Here is an 18311-nt window from a genome sequence, read left to right as displayed (position 1 = left end):
GGCTGTCGTCAGGGGTGAGTACGACAGCCGCGTCAACAAATCGATTTTCAGACCGGCAATCCATAGGCCGACTGGAAGCTGGGAAATATATGCTTAAGTTCCACAAGTGACTGCCCCATTTTGAGACATCTTTCACGTAATGCTAAAATTTATCCTGCCCAGATTGGCCTTGCGCACGGCAATTGTTGTTCAAATCTCAGACAAGTGCGATGATTTGAACTTTCCAACCTAACCCATTTTCCTGAATAGCTCCTGGGCTTCTGCACAGATTCTGCAAAGACGGGCGCCATCGTCGCGCCATGAACAACACGCCCGAGACAGTCACCGCTCCGCCCGCCCGCTTGCCACGCAGCCTTCTCAAAGAAGGCTGGTGGCTCAGGGACGATCGTCATCCTCAAGCCGATCCGCCCGCTCAAGAGGCCGAGATCATACCCTTCGCCGAACATCTCGCACGGAGCCGATACCGATGAGCCTATCCGATGCAGCGACCCTTCCCTTAAACTCCACAAATAAATCCCGTCGCAAACTCCTCACATTCATTGCCCTTGTCGCCCTGGCAGACCTTCTCCTTTTCGACAGACAGCCCGGCCTCAATCTTTTTATCTTCACCAATGCCGTTGCCGCCGGTCTGCTCAACTCCTCCCGAAAAAGACCATCCGCTCAAAAAATCGCGGCGCTTGTCGCCCTCGGCCTCGTCGGGTCCATTCCGCTTGCCGAAGCCACCTCCTGGATGGGCATCGCAATCAGCCTTCTCAGCCTTTGCTTGATCTCGCTCGGCATCGGCGGATTGATCCCCTCGCAATGGACTCGCCTGCCGCTTGTGCTGCTGCGTTTCCTTCTAGACGTACCGGCGCGGCCTTTTCGCCGCGCGAGCTATCGCTGGCTGCAGCACCTGCAAAAACCGTCACCGCACGGCGCGCGGCATCATCTTCGCAACTGGATCATGCCGCTGGTTTTTGCCGCAGGCTTTCTTGCCCTCTTCGCAGCCGCCAATCCGCTGATCGACAAGACGCTGCGCAGCATCGACCTTACCTTCCTGCTCCAACTGTTGAGCATATGGCGGATCGGCTTCTGGCTTGCCGTTGCAGCCTTTCTGCGCCTGCTGCTTCGCCCACGCCTCATGCGGCGGCGCCTTCGCCGACGGGATGTTCCCGATATCGCAACCGGAGCTGAAGATGCGCTATTCAGCCATGGTGCCCTGCTGCGTTCGCTGCTGGTCTTCAATGTGCTGTTTGCCGTGCAGACGCTGCTCGATCTCACCTATCTCTGGGGTGGCGCCAACCTGCCAGATGGCATGAGCCATGCCGAATACGCCCATCGCGGCGCCTATCCGCTGATGCTCACCGCAATCCTCGCTGCCATCTTCGTGCTTGCTGCCATGCGGCGCGGCGGGCCAGGCGATAGAAGCCCCATGCTTCGCGGCCTGGTGCATCTCTGGATCGCGCAGAACATCCTGCTTTGCCTTTCCTCCATTCTGCGGCTCGACCTCTATGTCGAAGTCTATTCGCTGACGGAGCTGCGCGTTGCGGCCGGCATCTGGATGGGGCTGGTCGCGGTCGGTCTCTGCCTCATCCTTCTGCGCATCCTGTTGGATCGCTCCAACGAGTGGCTGATCGCGTTGAGTGCCGCGATGCTGGTTCTTACGCTCTATGCCGCCGCGCTCACGGATATTCCCGCCTTCATCGCCCGCTTCAACGTTGCCCATAGCCGTGAGATATCGGGTGAAGGCATCGTGCTCGATCTTGATTATCTCTTGACACTCGGCCCAGCGGCCATTCCGGCGCTCGACACCTATCTGGCATCGCTGCCCGCCGACGCGGATGCTCGCAGGGTGCGCGAAACACTACTATGGCAGCATCTCGGACGCTCGCACGATTGGCGAAGCTGGACATATCGTGGAGCCCGCCTCGACGGCTACCTCAAGCGGACGCAACTCTTGCAAGATCAGGCGGAAACGAAGAAAACGAATGGGTGAACCAGGATCCTTACAGCATGGCCCAGCGCATCCTCGTCGCCGACGACGAACCGAATATTCGCGACGTGATCTGCTTCGCGCTCGACCGCGCCGGCATGAAGACGACGACCGCGCGCAATGGCACTGAGGCCATGATGGCCTTTCACAAAGGCGGTCTCGACCTCATCGTCCTTGATGTCGGCATGCCCGATATGGATGGGCTGGAAGTCTGCCGCCGCATTCGCAAGACATCGAACCTTCCGATCCTCTTCCTGTCGGCGCGCGACGAAGAAATCGACAGGATCCTCGGCCTGGAAATCGGCGGCGACGATTATGTCACCAAACCTTTCAGCCCGCGCGAACTGGTTGCCCGGGTGAAGACTATCCTGAAGCGAACCGGCCATGGCTCTGAGCCGGAGGCAATCAATGGCTCCGTATCCGTGGGATCTCTGCGGCTCAATCGCGGTGGCCGCACCGCCAGTTTCGCCGATGTACCGCTCACCTTGACCGCACTTGAATTCTCGATCCTCGATACGCTGCTGTCGCGCCCCGAGATCGTCTTCAGCCGCGATCAACTGATGGAAGCGGCCTATGGCGCTGACATGCAGGTCGCAGACCGCACCATAGACAGCCATATCCGCAATCTCCGCGCCAAGCTTTCGGCCGCCGGCGGCAAGGGCATCATCGCCACGGTGCACGGCATCGGCTTCAAGCTGACATCACCAACGGAAGGAAGCGTCTGATGCACGCGCCAAGGGTAAAGCCGAAGTGGCGGCCGCCGCTTGCCCTCATCGTCTATGCCGTGCTTCTGACCGTGATGATGCTGCCGCTGCTGACTGTCATCTGGTTTCGCGCCGTACGCGCCGCCTCGGGAGCCATGGCACCGGCGGAGATCGCCACCCTCGCTGCCGTTCTGATCCTCACCCTCATCGTCGCCTATGTGCTCACGCGCACGCTGACTACGCCGATCAATGCCCTGATCGCCCGCACCGAAGAGATCGCCCGCGGCGGACGATCCGCAATCCGGCCGCTCGACATCTACGGCACGCGCGAGGTCGCAACCCTTTCGCAGAGCTTTCTCGATCTCGCCGGCAAGCTGGTCGATCATTCCGATTATGTGCGCTCCTTTGCCACCCATGTTTCGCACGAACTGAAATCGCCCCTCACCTCGATCAAGGGAGCGGCGGAACTGCTGCGCGACGATGACGACAGCAATCCGATGAGCCCGGAGCAGCGCAACCGCTTTCTCGGAAATATCATTGCCGACACCGAGCGGCTGGACAGGCTATTGTCCCGCCTGCGAGAGCTGGCGAAAGCCGAGCTCCCGTCCGAGCAAGGTTCAAGCAGCCTTCGCGACGTTATAACCGAGCTAAAGATGCAATTTCGCCAATTGGCCATTAGCGACGAAGGCAGCGTCGTCAAGATGCTGCCGCTGCCAGTCGAGGCCGCCGGTATTGTCTTCGCCAATCTGGCGGAAAATGCCTCTCAGAACGGCGCCACAAGCCTTACAATCAAGGCAAGCGACGAAGGGCGGAGAATGACGATCCAGGTGCGCGATAATGGTCGTGGCATTGCCGATGGCAATCGGGATCGCGTCTTCGAGCCCTTCTTCTCGACGCGGCGGGACGATGGCGGCACGGGCATGGGCCTCGGCATCGTGAGAGCGATGCTCGCCTCGCATGGCGGTAGCGTCGAGTTGTTGGATAGCGGCAAGGATGGCACGACGTTTCAGATCATCCTGCCAATTGCCGCCTGAAACGAAAGTGATGCACTCCGCCATGAACTGGCAGCAAAAAGCGGCCGATGGCAGAAACCATCGACCGCTCCGCTGCTTCAGGATCCGGAGCTTACGCCGCCTGTGACTGCGCTTGAGCTTCCAAAGCCATGGCACGCGCCGTCACGAAATCGACCTTGCCGGAGCCGAGAACCGGCACCTTGCCGACGGTCACTTCGGCGGGGACCATCATTTCCGTGGCCCCCTTCGATTTGGCGAATGCTAGGAAATCGCTTCGCGTCGCACCCGGCGCATCGGTCAGGAGCACGAGACGCTCGCCCTTCTTGACGTCGGGCACCGCCGAGACGACGCTGAGAGCACCCGGCCAGAGCTGTGCGGCAAGCGTTTCCACCGCGGCAAGCGAGATCATTTCGCCGCCGATCTTGGCGAAGCGCTTGGCGCGGCCGCGGATCTTGACGAAGCCGTCCTCATCGATCGTAACGATGTCGCCGGTATCGTGCCAACCCTCAGGCAGCGGCTCGAGGACGCCGGGATTGTCGGCGCGCAGGTAGCCGGCCATGACGTTGGCGCCGCGAATCAGAAGGCGGCCGCCCTCGTCGATGCCGGGTACCGGCTCGAGCTTCCATTCTATCCCCGGCATGATCTTGCCGACCGTTCCGGTGCGGTTATACATCGGGGTATTCAGCGATATGACCGGCGCGGCTTCGGTGACGCCATAACCTTCCAAGATGCGCAGGCCAAACTTCTCTATGTAGACCTCGCGGGTCGATGCCTTCACAGGCTCGGCACCCGAGAAGATGTAGCGGATCGACCGCAAATCGTAAGGATGAGCTGTGCGGGCATAGCCGTTCAGGAACGTATCCGTGCCGAAGACGATCGTGGCGTTCGACACATAGATCAGCTCCGGCACGATGCGGTAGTGCAGTGGCGACGGATAGAAGAACACCGGCACGCCCGAGACCAGTGGCAGGATCGTGCCTGCCGTCAGGCCGAAGGAGTGGAACATCGGCAGGACGTTGAATACCTTGTCGCCAGGGTGGAAGTCGATGCGCGAAGCGGCCTGGGCGGCGTTCGAGAGGATGTTACGGTGCGTCAGCACCACGCCCTTCGGCGCCCCTTCCGAACCGGAGGTGAAGAGGATGACCGCCGGATCATCCGCGCTGCGTTTGACCAGTGGCCGATACTTGCGCATGAGGCCGACGATTTTGTTGAGGAAAGTGACCTCAGTGCGCAGATGATCCAACCAGACGAAGGCCACCTGCTTTTCGAGCTCCTCGACCACCGGGCCGAGTTTGGCCTGTGTGATGAAGGCGCGAGAGCAGAGCACATGCTTGACCTCCGCGGTCCGGCAGGCGGATAGGATGTTGGCCGCACCAGCCGTGAAGTTCAGCATGGCCGGAACCTTGCCCGCCGACATAACGCCGAGCACGGTCGCGGCGGTGCCATTGGCATTCGGCAGCATCACGCCGAGCGTCTTCTCGTTCGGGAACATCTTCCTGAACTTCGCACCCAATACCGCAGCCCCTGTCAGCAGCTTGGCATAGGAGAGCTTGCCGGCGATCGGGTCTTCGACAGCGAGTTTCTTGCCGCCATATTCATGGGCGCTGTCGATGACGCGTCCAAGGACGGTATTATTGGTGTCGGCGGTGCGGAACATCAGCGTCGACATGATCTGGTAGAGAGCGGCACCTGCGGCGACACGGCGCTTCCTGCCCTTGAGTTCTGCGGATACGTCGAGCTTGACCGGCTCTAGGATCGTCACCTTGACCTTGGGGAAGAGGCGACGGCGAACATGGCTCGAGGTCAGATAGGAGGCATAGCTCTTTTCCAAACCATCGATGCGAACGGGCACGATCATGGCGCCGGTCTTGTCGGCCACCATGGCGGCACCGTCATAGACCTTCATCAGCGTGCCGGTGACGGTCAGGCGTCCCTCGGGGAAGATGCCGACAGGGCTGCCGTCCTGGATGACCTTGATCAGCGAGCGCGTCGCCATCGGCTTGGTAGGGTCGAGCGGCAGGAACTTGCACATCTTCAAAAGCGGCCGCACCCACCATTTCCTCGCGAAGGCATAGTCGATGGCGAAGACGGGCTCTTCCTCGGTGATGGCGAGCGCGAGAGCACCGTCGAGCAGGCTTACATGGTTGAGCGCGATGATCGGTGCGGGGCCGGCCTTGCGGATGTTCTCAAGGCCCTCGACCTCTAGCCGCATGAAGGCGCGGAAGATGATGGAGATGAGATCACGGAAGGCATTGGTTGGCAGCATTTTCAGCATGAGCCAGGCGATCGCCGCGTTGAGCACGGAGATGCTAAGAATGATCATCGGGATCGACAGGCCTACGGCCTGAAGCACCGCCACAAGCGCCAAACCCACGGCAATGAAGAGAGCGGAAAGCACATTCGAGGCGCCGATGACGCGGGCGCGGCGATCCTCATGCGCCCAGCTCTGCATGGCCGAGAAGGTTGGAACCGCCAGGAAGGCACCGCCAATCGCCATGCCGGCGAGGTCGATGGCAACGCGGATGGTCTTTGGTCCCTCGAAGAAGGCGAGAATGGTTTCGGCATGAGAGGTCGACTGCAGACCCCAGAGGTTCCAGCCGAGATCGAGGCCAAAGAGCGCGACGATGAGCATGCCGATCGGCGCCGGCAAGAGCACGATGCGGCCGGCCGCCATCCATCCGGCAATGGCTGAGCCGATGGCAACCGATATGGCGAAGATCGCCAGATAGGCGGGAACGACGATTTCCGAGCCGCCGAGAATATCGGTGACCATGACCGGCAGCATCGACATGATGAAGGCGCCGACGAACCAGAACCAGCAGTTCATGAGCGAAGCGCGCCAAATGCGGCTGTCAGCGCGAAGCTCGTTGACCAGCCGGTAGCTCGAGCGCACGACATTGGTGTCGACGATGAGATCAGGTGCCTTGGAACCGGTCGCAGGAATCAGACGGGCGGCGAACCAGCAGAGGATGGAAAGCCCCATCATCATCGGCCCGAAGATCCAGACATTTTCGCCCTCGCGGAAGGCGACCGCCGCAACCATCGTGCCGGTCAAGATGGCAATGAAAGTACCGCCCTCGATCCAGGCATTCGCCTTTGGAAGATCCCGGCTTTGCAGATGATCCGGCAGGATGCCGTATTTGATCGGCCCAAAGAGCGAGGAAATGACGCCGAAGCCGAAGAGGGCAAGCATCAGGATCCAGATGGAGGAGAAGGCGATGCCGACAACGGAGATCGCCGCGACACCGAGCTCGCAGCGCTTCAGAAGCTCTGCCATCTTGGCCTTGTCGTATTTGTCGGCAAGCTCGCCGGCGATCGCCGACAGGAGCAGGAACGGCACGATGAAGATGCCGCCGGCAAGTGTGACCAGCGCCGCACCCTCGGTCGCCATCTGCGCGAGAATGACGAAAACCAGGGTCTGCTTTAAGAAATTATCATTGAAGGCGGTCAGAAATTGCGTCCAGAACAGCGGCGCGAACTTCCTCGATCTCATCAGGTGCGTTTGCATGGCGTATCCCTCATTCGGCCAACAGGACGCCATAGAGTTGTTACGCAAAGATTGAGCGCGGATACAACCCTATGGCACCGTTAATAAAAACTAGTCCTGACCGTCACGATTGAACTTAACCAGAAGCTTTTCCGTACGGGCATCCTCCACCTTCCGGATCAGTTTGTCAGCCTCGCTATTGTCTCGGATTGTCTTGGTGACGTTGACCGCCGTCTGCACCAGCATCAGGATGCCCATAGCGAGATAGCCTTTACCCCAGAGATCGATCGGCATCATGTAAAGGCCGATGAGGAGCATAAATGCGGCAGCGGCAAAAGAGATGTAGGAAAAGCTGACCCAAGCCTGGGAATGTTTCTGAAAGCTGTCATTCATGATCGTATCCTCTCAAATGTGTTCGTTGTGTTCGGTTTCAGGCTGCTGAATTCATGCGCTCACGCAGGCGGGTAAGCACGTCGTCGGCCGAAGGATCGAGCGGTGCGCCGCAGCCGGCATTGGCGAGTTTTTCGATGATATGTGCCTGCCGGCTCGCGGCATCCATCTCCTTCATGGCCGAGGCTGCGATCTCGCAGCGGCTCTGATAGGCCTGAAGACGGGCAAGCGTCTCCTCGGCGTCATCGAGTGTGGCCAGGCCGGAATTGTCGTCGCAGGCGGCATTGAGCTTCTGTGTCTGCTCGGTGGCGCGCGCCAGGCGTTCGCCCCGCTGCAATTCCTGCAGCCGCGCTTCCGATGTGCGAACGGTTGCCTTGAGTTTGCCGATCGTCTGAGTGAATTGCGCCTGTGCCTTCTCGGATGCGTCGCGCTCGGCTTCGAGCTGGGCGATCGCCTCGGCCGCTTCCCGCGCGAGTTCTTCGCTTCCCTTCTGCAGGGCGGCGACGGCGCGTGTTTCCAAGTCCGCAATGCGGCCGATGATCGCTGCGTGCCGGTTCTTTTCTTGCTCATTCTGCGCGATGGCAATCGCCACGGCCCGCCGCGCCGACTGAATCGCGCTGGCCGCCTCGCGGATCTGCTGGGCCAGCAGCGGCACCGCGTTGCGATCGATGAATGCCTGTTCGGCATCGTAGGCCCGACCGCGAATGAGCGTCAGAATTGAATTGAACATTTGTCGTCTCCCGTTTATGAACGATGTTCACGAAACGATGTATGCCAGAATCATGAACATCGTTCAAGAAAAATTTTGAACGATGTTCAAAAAAATCAGATTGGAATTATCAATGGCGAGAAAAACTCTGGAAAAGCGCGAGGACCTGAAGCTCAGGTTGATCGAGGCAGCACGCAATCGCATTGCAGCCAATGGGATTTCCAACCTGAGGGCGCGCGACGTCACACAGGATGTCGGCTGTGCTCTCGGAGGTCTTTACACTGTCTTTGCTGACCTTGACGATCTGGTCATTCACGTCAATTCGGCAACCCTGAAGGCGCTGGAAGCATCGCTGGCACTGGCCGAAGTCAAGGATCACACACCGACGGACCGGCTGCGCAATCTCGCGCGCGGCTATCTGCGCTTTGCGGTCACCCATCGCAATCTGTGGAAGGCGCTTTTCGATCACCGCCCGCCGGATGACCGCCCGAGCCCCGAATGGCATCTGGAAGAGCATATGTTCCTGATGGGCGTCATTGCCGAGCCGCTCGCGGAGTTGCAGCCGAACATGTCGGAAACGGCACGTGCAATCCGGGCGAGAACGCTCTTCGGCGCCGTGCATGGCGTCGTCAGCATCAGCCTCGAAGGGCGTTTCGTCGGCTTGCCGATCGAAAGCCTGGAACAGGAGCTCGACGATTTCATCCGGACGGTCGCAGCAGGAGCTGCGGCGAGGCAAGGCTAACATCCGTTGTAAGGGAAACGCGCTCCGTCGTATGGTGCCGTTCAGACCGCCGCTTCAACGAACGGTTTCCTGACTGCCTCGATATCCTCGTCAACTCCTTGTATCAGCTTGGAAGTTCATTAAGGGAGCACTCAGCCCCCCGTCGCTCATAGCAACTCCACCCAAGACACGATCGCCGAGTTCACATCGTCCTTGCGGTCCTGCATGATCCAGTGCCCGGCGTTCTTCCAGACGTCGACCTTGGACTTCTCGTTCGAGAACCATCTGCGCATCCGCGCCGCCTGGCTCTCGTCACGGCAGAGATGATAGAAAGGGACTGTGATCGTCTTGCAGAAGGTTTCGCTATTGCTGCCAAGGCCGACCTGATCAGATCCGAAGAATAGCGGTCCGAAGGATTCTCGAACGGGATGCTCCGGCATTCCCTGAAGTCGTCTTGCATGCCAGCGCTTGATTGCCGGATCGGTTGAAGGGTCGTAGACGCTTTCGAACAGGGCCGGACCGACCACGCCGGGACTCTGCGTCTGGAGGCCGTCGACGGTTTTCTTGAAGATCGGCCCAAGGCTGTCCGCAAAGCCGAGAGAACCATCGACTGATACAACCGCATCGACAAGATCCGGCCGCTTTGCCGCAAGGCGCGCGGCGACCTGCCCACCCATGGAATGTCCTATCAATATAAATCTCTCACCCTCGAATTTCCTTTCGATCAGAGCTTCGATGTCACGAACATAGTCGCCAGGCATGTAGCTGCCTGATGGCATGATCTCGGACCAGCCATGGCCGCGCAGATCGACGGCAACGACCCGATAGCGGCTTTCAAGGGCGGGCAATTGCCAACTCCAGTCATGGGAATCACACGTCCAGCCATGCAGCAGCATTACGTTCCGGCCCTTTCCGGAGACCGTATAGAAAAGCTTGGCGGTGCGCGGCGGCGCGGCAAGGGCAGAACCGGGGCCTGCAGCAGCAGCCGCAACCGTCATTCCAAGGATGGTCATCAGACCGCGCCGCGATAGGTCGAAATTGCTCTCTGCCACTGATAGTCTCCTTTGAAATCTCTGGCATGTCCGCCAGCTTCCCGCTCGGCGGCCCGGCGTTGATTGCTCGGTGACTCGTAGATATACATTGTCAATCTACGATCAATTACGCACCTTAAAGTGCGTAGATATACCGGAGGATATCCAGATGCCCGGAAAGGTGGACAACGTCTTCTTCGCGGACTGTGCGGCGCGCTCGTTCTTCGATCAGGTCGCGAACAAATGGTCCGTCATGATACTGACCGTGCTTGAGGAAAAGCCCACCCGCTTCAATGAGTTCATGCGCAGGTTGGAAGGAATTACTCACAAGGCGCTGACCCAGGCACTGCGACGGCTTGAAAGAAACGGGCTGATTTCGCGCAGAGTGCTGGCAACCTCACCGGTCGCGGTGGAATATTCGATCACCGATCTTGGCCGGACGCTTCAAGTGCCGTTCGGCGCGGTCTACGAATGGGCGATCAACCATCTGCGGCACATCGAAGAGGCGCAGGAAAACTATGACGCCCGCGCGAATACATAAGGCGAGCATATTCGAAAACGACGATCGCTTCTGTCCCGAGCCTTCGCCCTGCCGCGCAAACATGCGCGGTGATTTCGCGCTATGTCCGAGAGATCACAGACCCGAACCTGAAGACACAGAAGTGTTCAAGGTCTCGAGGGCGCATAATTCCTGATGTCGCCGAAAGCGTAGCCGCGATCCCTAAGCTTGCGGATCAGCGACTGCAGGTTTTCGCGACCATTGAACTGGTCCTGAAACATCTCGTCATGCATGAGCAGGATCATCTTTCCACGCTGCGTGAAACGGCCATATTGGAAAAGGTGGTCGATCTCGTTGACGAGATGGTCCACCGATTGGACCGGCTTGCCGTCGTCGCTATGCACCCATTCGAAATCCCAGCCGAAGAGATAGAACCCCGCTTCGGCGACAAGTTCGTAGTCCAGCCACTCGCGCTCCCATTGGGCGACGTTGATGGATAGATCCTCCCGCGATACGGTCGGAAGCCGGAAGACATCCCTGCCCGGCAGTCGCGCATTGACGATCGGCGTCAGACCCAGCACCTCATTGGCGTGCAGCATGTCGGCAACCACGGCCTGGGTGTTGGAATAGTATCGTCTATAGCGATTATTGGCGTGGCTGTAGCTGTGATTGCCGACGGTCACCAGCGGCATCGCCTTGGCCTCTGCCAGGAGGTCGCGCCCGGCTGGAATGGTTTCGACATGCTGGCCGACCATGAACATGGCGGCGGGGACATTTTCCTGACTTAGCACGGAAAGAATGTTCTTCGTTCCAGGCAAAGGGCCGTCATCGAAAGTCAGAAAGATCGTCTTATCGGCCGCGCGAGCAGAGACGGCGCAGGCCGCAACCAAGAGGCCGGTGAGCAGCCATCTGAAGATCGTATTCCATCGATAATTCAACCCGCTCAAGCCAGCCGCCTCCCGCCTCATCGCTGCAAACTGGCATATCGCATGGAACAAGAAAAGCATCAGGAATGCGACAAAAGCAAAGGGCGCTCTACCCATTTCTGGGGAGCGCCCTTGCTTATTGACCCGGACAGCGAACACCGGCTCGACACAGAAATGTCAGCGCGGCAGGCCATCGATACAGGTGATGGGCTGCAAATAATCGCGAATCGCACCCTTTGCAAGAGGCGGGTGCGAAAATTTTAGCAATTCTGTCACACGAGAATTCCATGTGACAGAATTCGCACATTTTACAAGCGCTGATCTTTCGTCAGGCGGCCTGCAAGGCCGCGTCGCGCGGGATCTCGACATCGATCTCCAGCATTGAGACATCCTTGTCGCGATCCATCTTCACTTGCACCTTGTCGCGATCGACCTGCACATGCTTGGCGATGACGGCGAGGATTTCCTCCCTCAGCACGGATACGAGATCCGAGCCCACCGAGGCACGCTCGTGGGCAAGGAGAATCTGCAGGCGCTCACGCGCCATAGGTGCAGATCTCTGCTTGCGGAACAGTCCGAAAATGCTCATGCGGCCCTCCTTGCGAAGATCTTGCCGAAGATACCCCGCTTCTCGCCGGGGATAGTGATCGGCACCTGCTCGCCGGCAAGACGGCGTGCGGCGTCGAAATAGGCAAGCGACGGCGCGCAGCGCGCATCGGCAAGCGTCACCGGCGAGCCGAGGTTGGACGCGCGCAGGACATCAGTGCTTTCCGGGATGATGCCGAGCAACGGGATGGAGAGGATCTCCAGCACGTCGTCGACCTTCAGCATGTCGCCGCGTTCGGCGCGGCCAGCATCGAAGCGGGTCAGCAGCAGGTGCTTTTCCATGCGCTCGCCGCGCTCCGCCTTCAGCGTCTTGGAGTCCAGCAGGCCGATGATCCGGTCGGAATCGCGCACCGAGGAGACTTCCGGGTTGGTGACGACGACGGCGACGTCGGCATGGCGCATGGCAAGCGTGGCGCCGCGCTCGATACCGGCCGGGCTATCGCAGATGACCCAATCGAAATAATTCTTGAGCTCGTTGATGACGCGCTCGACACCCTCGGGCGTCAGATTATCTTTGTCGCGGGTCTGCGAAGCCGGCAGGAGGAAGAGCGTCTCCAACCGCTTGTCGCGGATCAGCGCCTGCGGCAGCTTGGCATCGCCGTGGATGACGTTGACAAGGTCGTATACAACGCGGCGTTCCGCGCCCATGACCAGGTCGAGGTTGCGCAGGCCGACGTCGAAATCGACGACGACGACCTTTTCGTTTCTCTGTGCCAGAGCCGCCCCCAATGCGGCCGTCGAAGTCGTCTTTCCAACTCCGCCCTTGCCTGATGTGACGACGATTACCTTGCCCATCTTGCTCTCCTGTTTTGGCCGGCTTCGGCTCAGATTAGTTTTTCGGCCATGATCGTTTCACCATCCAGCCAGAGCTGGACGGCTTGCCCCTTGAGGCCGGGTGATACGTCTTCCGCCATCTTGTAGATGCCATCGATCGCCAGCAGCTCGGCCTCGAGCTTGCGGCAGAAGATTCGCGCCGAGGCATTGCCGATCGAGCCCGCCATGGCGCGGCCGCGCAGGGCGCCGTAAATATGGACCGATCCACCCGCAATGACTTCCGCGCCCGATGCCACCGAACCGATGACAGTGACATCGCCTTCGGGAAAGATCACCGATTGGCCGGATCGTACCGGCTCGCGGATGATCAGCGACTGCGTAACCGCACGAACTTCCGGCGGCGGCGCCTTGGGCTCGCTATTGCGGCGCTCCACGACCGGTTCGGCCTCGGAGACTTCGAAATCGGCAGCCGGACGCCCACCCTTCAGGATCGGCGGCATACCAGGCCCCGATATCGACGGGCGACCGCCCTCGATGCCCATGATGCTGACATTGCGGGCCGAAAGCTCGGCAATCAGCTCCTTGAGCTGCGCCTTGTCGATCGGCAGGTCGGTGATGTCGAGCACGACCGGCCGCCCCAGAAAGAAGCCGGCCGAACGGGCTGCGAGGTCGTCAAGCCTGGTCAACCACTGATCCAGCGGAAGATCCGGCGAAAGCATGACCGCAAGAAAAGAGCGGCCCTTGATACGGATCGAACGAGCGTCTGTTAGCACTTTGGTCATCTATGTGAATAAATCGTTGATCCTGTGTACCGTTGATATGGTTAACAAATGGTTAATTCGGGGCTCGATTGGGGCCCGAACCGCCCCACAAAACGGCGAGGCTCGCAAGCGCCGAAGGCTCGTTGGAGCTGGGGTCGTAGACGCAGGGAGCGGCAAAAATCGCAGCTCCTGCAAGGAGAAGAATGATTGGTCGCATGAGATCCTCCAGAGGGAAAAGCAGGCGCCGGCCTGCTTGATAGTCAATGCAGAAAAATTAACGATTCGGCGCGCCGCACCTTCCGGAACGACGCGCAATATCGACGCTTGAGCGATTCTCAGGCGAGCTTCAGCTCGACATTGATGTTGCCGCGAGTCGCCTTCGAATAGGGGCAGGTCTGGTGAGCTTCCTCGACCAGCGTACGGGCAAGCTCTGGCTCGATGCCGGGCATGCTGATGGTCAGGCGCGCCTGCAGGAAGTAAGCACCATCCGTGGTACCCAGATCCACTTCGGCATCGACGGCGAGATCGGCAGGAAGCTTGATCTTGCGCTTGCCAGCGGCCAGGCCCATGGCTCCGATGAAGCACGCCGACCAGCCGGCGGCAAAGAGCTGCTCGGGATTGGTGCCGGCATGGGCGCTGCCGGGAGGCGAAAGCTTGACATCCAGCTGGTTGTCATCGCTGCGCGCGAAGCCGTCGCGGCCACCGATGGTGTGGGTCTTGCCGGTGTAGAGAACCTTGTCGATCTTGGTCATGGAACACTCCTTTGTTGCGCTGCCTGTCTGCTATGCTGTGAGGGCAACGTCAGTTGACGGAGTTGTTTTTGATGGATCGACGTATCCGGCATGTTTCCGAAATCGCCGGAAGTGTTACAAAACGTAGGCGCCAACAGGCCGGATACAATTGCTTACAAAGATCCTGAAAATAATAAATGGACCAGATAACGGGAACAGCGAAGTCAGAGACACGCTTGGGGTATAACGAAACCAGACAACATTTCGAGACACGCGATCTGGACGGGGACGCAGAGAAGATTCGGATGGAGGCATATAAAGTTGTTTCCAAAGAGGATGCCAAACGACGATCCAGAGAACGACTCCTGTCTTGGTTGGCGCTAGCTATTATGCTCCTACTACTAGCGTGGCTCTTTGGTTGGATTTAACCGCTATCCGGACGAACAGACGACCAGTTTATCTAAATCCTTTCCGCGCGATCAGGAAATGACGACTTCGGCGGCCAGGCCGCCGCCTTCGCGGTTATAGAGTCTGACGGAGCCGCCGAGCGTCTGGGCTAGCTGCTGGGCAATCGCCAACCCGAGCCCGGTGCCGCCGGTATTACGGTTGCGTGACTGCTCCAGCCGGAAGAATGGCTGCATCGCCGCTTCTATCTGGTCCTGCGGAATACCGGGACCGCGATCCAGAACAGTGATCGCAATCTGGCCCGTATCCCGCCGCTCCACGGCGATTTCCGCCGCACCGGCAAATTTCAGGGCATTATCGATGAAGTTGGTGAGGATGCGGCGTAGCGCATGCGGCTTCGTCGTCGCCGTGCCCTGGATCAGGCCAAAAATCTCGACGGATTTTCCGGTGTCCTGATAATCGTAGCTGATGCTTTCGATGAAGGAGGCAAGATCGATGCGTGCGCTCTTCTCGCCATTACCATGGGCGCTGCGTGCATAGGCGATCCCGTCCTGCACCAGACGCTCGATCTCGCCGAGATCCTGCAGCAGCTTGGTCTTCTCGGGCGAATCGTCGGCGATATCGGCGCGCAGGCGCATGCGGGTGATCGGCGTCTGCAGATCGTGCGATATCGCCGCAAGGATCTGCACGCGCTCTTCGAGATAATGCGCTATTCGATCCCGCATGGCGTTGAAGGCCCTGGCGGCATGCGCGACTTCGCTCGGCCCCCGATCGCTCAAGGCCGGGCTCTTGTTGTTCGGATCGAGCGCATCGGCCGCAGCAGCAAGCTCGGCGAGCGGACGTGTCGCTTGGCGGACGGCAAACCAGGTACAAAGCACGATCAGCAGCATCTGTACAACGAAGACATAGGGCAGCCAGGCCGCGATCGGCATGACGCCCTTGGGCGTAACATCGATCGTCAGCGGACTGCCATCGCTCAAATTGAGATGTGCCTGCAACCGCGAGATCGGCCCTGGTATCGATTCCATGCGAATGGGAAAGCGATGGCCAACCGCCTCTTCTATCTTGGCGGCGATCTCCGCGCCATGCGCAGAGGTATCGGGCACACCAGGCAGGCCCGTCCCCAGCTCGAAATTGTAATTGCCGCGGCTGAGCCAATCGACGAAATTCGCCCTCTCATCGGCCGGCAGGCGATCAAGAACCGCGATCGAGGTCGCAACGTCGTTCTCCAGCGTGCCGAGCATGACCGCCTTTGCCGACATATAGCGCTCGATATAAAGCACGCTGAAAGACAGGCCGTAAGCAATTGCGAGGCCAGCCAGCAGGATCAGCGAAATGCGAGCACGCAGGGTACTCGGCCACCATGGCCGGTGACCCGGAAGGTCGATCACCGTCATGGGCGAAGCTCCGCAATTTCCACCGGCACGGAGAAGACATAGCCTTCGCTGCGCACCGTCTTGATATACATCGGCTCCCGGGCGTCATCCCCCAACCGCTGGCGAAGACGGCTGACGAGGAGGTCTATGGACCGATCGAAGAGATCGGCGTCGCGGCCCTGGGTGAGGTTCAGAAGCTGGTCGCGATTGAGCACCCGCTGCGGATGATCGATAAAGACGCGCAGCAGGCGGTATTCCGCACCGCTAAGCGTGATCTCCGTGCCGTCCTTATCGAGCAGATGACGGCCGACCGTATCCAGCCGCCAGTCTCCGAAGACCAACAATTGACCGGCTTCGCTGATCTGCAGGTTGGGCGGCAGCATGCGGGTGCGCCGAAGAACCGCCTTGATGCGGGCAAGCAGCTCGCGGGCGGCAAACGGCTTTGCCAGATAATCGTCTGCGCCCATTTCCAGGCCGAGGATCCGGTCCATCTCGTCGCTGCGCGCCGTCAGCATAAGAATGGGCGTCGCCTTGTGCTTTCCGGCGCGAAGCTCGCGACACAGCACCAGGCCGTCATCACCAGGCATCATCACGTCGAGCACGATCAGATCGACCGAATTGGCCTCAAGAAAACTGCGCATCTGCCGGCCATCGGCGGCCGTTGTCGCCCGCAGACCGTTCTTTTTCAGATAGCTCGACACCAGTTCGCGGATTTCCCGATCGTCATCCACGATCAGGATATGGTCGATATGATCCATTTCGATTTCCCACTCATCATCGTAAGCATCGAGCTACGAACATTCCCTCATAGCACCAACGACAGGAGGCGCCAGCTTACGCCGGCACCCTCCCGCACGCTACCGCTGAACTAGAAACGATCAACATCTATTACAGCCTGGGCGAAAGCCTGCGGCGCTTCCTGCGGCAGATTGTGGCCAATGCCGCCAGTGATGGTGCGATGCTCGTACTTGCCCGAGAACTTGCCGCGATAGGCCGCAGGCTCCGGATGCGGCGCGCCGTTGGCGTCACCTTCCATGGTGATGGTCGGGATTGAAATCACCGGGCCGGCGGCGAGCTTCTTTTCATAGGCATCGAACTTCGCTTCGCCTTCGACCAGACCGAGGCGCCAGCGGTAGTTATGGATGACGATATCGACATGGTCGGGGTTGTCGAATGCTGCGGCCGAGCGATCGAAAGTGGCATCGTCAAAAGCCCATTGCGGCGAGGCGGTGTGCCAGATCAGCTTTGCGAAATCGTGCCGATTTTCCTGGTAACCAAGTCGCCCGCGCTCAGTGGCGAAATAGAACTGGTACCACCAGGCAAGCTCGGCCTTCGGCGGCAGCGGCTTGCGGTTCACCTCCTGGCTGCCGATGAGATAGCCGCTTACGGAGACCAGCGCCTTGCAGCGCTCCGGCCAGAGTGCGGCCATGATGTCAGCGGTGCGGCCACCCCAGTCGTAGCCGGCAACGACGACCTTATCGATCTTCAACGCATCGAGAAGGTCGATCATATCAGCGGCAAGTGCGGTCTGCTGGCCATTGCGCGGCGTGTCCTGCGAAAGGAAGCGGGTGGTCCCGTAGCCGCGAAGATAGGGGATGATGACCCGGTAGCCGGCACCGGCCAAGAGCGGCGCGACATCGACGAAGCTGTAGATGTCATAGGGCCAGCCGTGCAGCAGCAGGACGACCGGGCCATCGGCCGGGCCGGCTTCCGCATAACCGACATTGAGCACGCCGGCATTGATCTGCTTCAGCGCGCCGAAGGACGTGTGAGTGCCGGCCTTGATCGCCGGCAGGGTCGATGCGGAAGCCTTTGTTTCTTGTGCGCCGGCAATGGCAGGCAGGCCGAATTCGGCGGCGGCGACGGCGATGGCGGCCATGCCGAAAAAGCGGCGGCGGGTGTGGTTGATTTCCTCGGACATCTCTATCTCCTGTCGATTGGATCGTGAGCATAAGAAAGCCAGCCACATGTATCGCCGATGTGTCGCAGCCAGTGGCATTTTGAATGCCTTTGTAGCTTCAGGCGGCACAGATACAGTGTGATACAATCCACTACGCCTGACCCGCAAACATTCGATAGGCGCCGAGACCCCTGTCCAAATCGGCTCGCGACAATCAATTTGTATCGCAATGTATCGCAGCCCGAGACGTCGACGTTTCGGTACATTATGCCGTCCAATCAGACACATTCGAGATACGTCGCCACC

General features: G+C 59.6%; 17 protein-coding genes. 5 read left to right on the top strand and 12 right to left on the bottom strand.

Going from position 1 to position 18311, the window contains the following annotated elements:
* The first annotated feature begins 466 nt into the window (after positions 1-466).
* From GDN47_RS10120 to GDN47_RS10110, 3 genes are read left to right on the top strand one after another with little or no spacing between them, the layout of a single operon-like run.
* Positions 467-1975, top strand: coding sequence for a DUF4153 domain-containing protein (locus GDN47_RS10120; RefSeq protein WP_152093210.1), 1509 nt, complete (start codon positions 467-469; stop codon positions 1973-1975).
* Positions 1976-1992: 17 nt separating this feature from the next.
* Positions 1993-2697: a response regulator gene (locus GDN47_RS10115; protein WP_152093209.1), complete on the top strand. Its 705-nt coding sequence runs from the start codon at positions 1993-1995 to the stop codon at positions 2695-2697.
* Complete coding sequence (locus GDN47_RS10110) at positions 2697-3710, top strand: sensor histidine kinase (protein ID WP_152093208.1); 1014 nt, start codon at positions 2697-2699, stop codon at positions 3708-3710. The genes GDN47_RS10115 and GDN47_RS10110 overlap by 1 nt, the downstream gene beginning before the upstream one ends.
* Positions 3711-3801: 91 nt before the next feature.
* Here the strand turns inward: GDN47_RS10110 and GDN47_RS10105 are convergent, their stop codons facing one another.
* From GDN47_RS10105 to GDN47_RS10095, 3 genes are all read right to left on the bottom strand, one after another.
* On the bottom strand, positions 3802-7197 hold the full coding sequence (locus GDN47_RS10105; protein ID WP_152093207.1) for an acyl-[ACP]--phospholipid O-acyltransferase: 3396 nt from the start codon (positions 7195-7197) through the stop codon (positions 3802-3804).
* A 90-nt stretch (positions 7198-7287) separates the two neighbouring features.
* Entirely contained in the window at positions 7288-7569 is a 282-nt protein-coding gene (locus GDN47_RS10100; protein WP_069610368.1) for a YiaA/YiaB family inner membrane protein, read from the bottom strand.
* 37 nt (positions 7570-7606) lie between these two features.
* A complete protein-coding gene (locus GDN47_RS10095) occupies positions 7607-8296 on the bottom strand; it encodes a PspA/IM30 family protein (RefSeq protein ID WP_152093206.1) in 690 nt (229 codons plus the stop codon).
* A gap of 112 nt (positions 8297-8408) precedes the next feature.
* Here GDN47_RS10095 and GDN47_RS10090 point away from each other — a divergent pair, with 112 nt between their 5' ends.
* Positions 8409-9017: a TetR/AcrR family transcriptional regulator gene (locus GDN47_RS10090; RefSeq protein WP_152093205.1), complete on the top strand. Its 609-nt coding sequence runs from the start codon at positions 8409-8411 to the stop codon at positions 9015-9017.
* 146 nt (positions 9018-9163) lie between these two features.
* Here GDN47_RS10090 and GDN47_RS10085 read toward each other — a convergent pair whose 3' ends face one another.
* On the bottom strand, positions 9164-10048 hold the full coding sequence (locus GDN47_RS10085) for an alpha/beta fold hydrolase (protein ID WP_233789839.1): 885 nt from the start codon (positions 10046-10048) through the stop codon (positions 9164-9166).
* A gap of 148 nt (positions 10049-10196) precedes the next feature.
* Between GDN47_RS10085 and GDN47_RS10080 the strand changes: the two genes are divergently transcribed.
* Complete coding sequence (locus GDN47_RS10080) at positions 10197-10568, top strand: winged helix-turn-helix transcriptional regulator (RefSeq protein WP_069610365.1); 372 nt, start codon at positions 10197-10199, stop codon at positions 10566-10568.
* Positions 10569-10693: 125 nt separating this feature from the next.
* Here the strand turns inward: GDN47_RS10080 and GDN47_RS10075 are convergent, their stop codons facing one another.
* From GDN47_RS10075 to GDN47_RS10040, 8 genes are all read right to left on the bottom strand, one after another.
* A complete protein-coding gene (locus GDN47_RS10075) occupies positions 10694-11473 on the bottom strand; it encodes a polysaccharide deacetylase family protein (RefSeq protein WP_152093204.1) in 780 nt (259 codons plus the stop codon).
* A 307-nt stretch (positions 11474-11780) separates the two neighbouring features.
* Positions 11781-12041, bottom strand: a complete 261-nt coding sequence (minE, locus tag GDN47_RS10070) for a cell division topological specificity factor MinE (protein WP_075856156.1) — start codon at positions 12039-12041, stop codon at positions 11781-11783.
* On the bottom strand, positions 12038-12853 hold the full coding sequence (gene minD, locus GDN47_RS10065; protein ID WP_095437032.1) for a septum site-determining protein MinD: 816 nt from the start codon (positions 12851-12853) through the stop codon (positions 12038-12040). Before minD ends, minE begins: the two co-directional genes overlap by 4 nt.
* 29 nt (positions 12854-12882) lie before the next feature.
* Positions 12883-13614, bottom strand: a complete 732-nt coding sequence (gene minC, locus GDN47_RS10060; RefSeq protein ID WP_152093203.1) for a septum site-determining protein MinC — start codon at positions 13612-13614, stop codon at positions 12883-12885.
* Between the two features lie 314 nt (positions 13615-13928).
* A complete protein-coding gene (locus GDN47_RS10055; protein WP_113329666.1) occupies positions 13929-14345 on the bottom strand; it encodes an organic hydroperoxide resistance protein in 417 nt (138 codons plus the stop codon).
* Between the two features lie 458 nt (positions 14346-14803).
* On the bottom strand, positions 14804-16126 hold the full coding sequence (locus GDN47_RS10050) for an ATP-binding protein (RefSeq protein WP_152093202.1): 1323 nt from the start codon (positions 16124-16126) through the stop codon (positions 14804-14806).
* Positions 16123-16863: a response regulator gene (locus GDN47_RS10045; RefSeq protein ID WP_113329663.1), complete on the bottom strand. Its 741-nt coding sequence runs from the start codon at positions 16861-16863 to the stop codon at positions 16123-16125. The genes GDN47_RS10050 and GDN47_RS10045 overlap by 4 nt, the downstream gene beginning before the upstream one ends.
* Positions 16864-16973: 110 nt before the next feature.
* Positions 16974-18026 carry an alpha/beta fold hydrolase gene (locus GDN47_RS10040; RefSeq protein ID WP_113329662.1) on the bottom strand — a complete coding sequence of 351 codons (1053 nt, stop codon included), beginning with the start codon at positions 18024-18026 and terminating at the stop codon, positions 16974-16976.
* Positions 18027-18311: the final 285 nt, after the last annotated feature.

The organism is Martinezella dioscoreae, assembly GCF_009176305.1.
GTDB classification, from domain to species: domain Bacteria; phylum Pseudomonadota; class Alphaproteobacteria; order Rhizobiales; family Rhizobiaceae; genus Rhizobium; species Rhizobium dioscoreae.
Note: the sequence above shows the minus strand (reverse complement) of the source record. Positions and strands in the feature narration are given on the sequence as shown.

Bases quoted from the DNA above. Each gene is read 5' to 3' on its own strand.
- GDN47_RS10120 (WP_152093210.1), top strand. From the start codon at position 467: ATGAGCCTATCCGATGCAGCGACCCTTCCCTTAAACTCCACAAATAAA.
- GDN47_RS10115 (WP_152093209.1), top strand. From the start codon at position 1,993: ATGGCCCAGCGCATCCTCGTCGCCGACGACGAACCGAATATTCGCGAC.
- GDN47_RS10110 (WP_152093208.1), top strand. From the start codon at position 2,697: ATGCACGCGCCAAGGGTAAAGCCGAAGTGGCGGCCGCCGCTTGCCCTC.
- GDN47_RS10105 (WP_152093207.1), bottom strand. From the start codon at position 7,197: ATGCAAACGCACCTGATGAGATCGAGGAAGTTCGCGCCGCTGTTCTGG.
- GDN47_RS10100 (WP_069610368.1), bottom strand. From the start codon at position 7,569: ATGAATGACAGCTTTCAGAAACATTCCCAGGCTTGGGTCAGCTTTTCC.
- GDN47_RS10095 (WP_152093206.1), bottom strand. From the start codon at position 8,296: ATGTTCAATTCAATTCTGACGCTCATTCGCGGTCGGGCCTACGATGCC.
- GDN47_RS10090 (WP_152093205.1), top strand. From the start codon at position 8,409: ATGGCGAGAAAAACTCTGGAAAAGCGCGAGGACCTGAAGCTCAGGTTG.
- GDN47_RS10080 (WP_069610365.1), top strand. From the start codon at position 10,197: ATGCCCGGAAAGGTGGACAACGTCTTCTTCGCGGACTGTGCGGCGCGC.
- minE (WP_075856156.1), bottom strand. From the start codon at position 12,041: ATGAGCATTTTCGGACTGTTCCGCAAGCAGAGATCTGCACCTATGGCG.
- minD (WP_095437032.1), bottom strand. From the start codon at position 12,853: ATGGGCAAGGTAATCGTCGTCACATCAGGCAAGGGCGGAGTTGGAAAG.
- minC (WP_152093203.1), bottom strand. From the start codon at position 13,614: ATGACCAAAGTGCTAACAGACGCTCGTTCGATCCGTATCAAGGGCCGC.
- GDN47_RS10055 (WP_113329666.1), bottom strand. From the start codon at position 14,345: ATGACCAAGATCGACAAGGTTCTCTACACCGGCAAGACCCACACCATC.
- GDN47_RS10050 (WP_152093202.1), bottom strand. From the start codon at position 16,126: ATGACGGTGATCGACCTTCCGGGTCACCGGCCATGGTGGCCGAGTACC.
- GDN47_RS10045 (WP_113329663.1), bottom strand. From the start codon at position 16,863: ATGGATCATATCGACCATATCCTGATCGTGGATGACGATCGGGAAATC.
- GDN47_RS10040 (WP_113329662.1), bottom strand. From the start codon at position 18,026: ATGTCCGAGGAAATCAACCACACCCGCCGCCGCTTTTTCGGCATGGCC.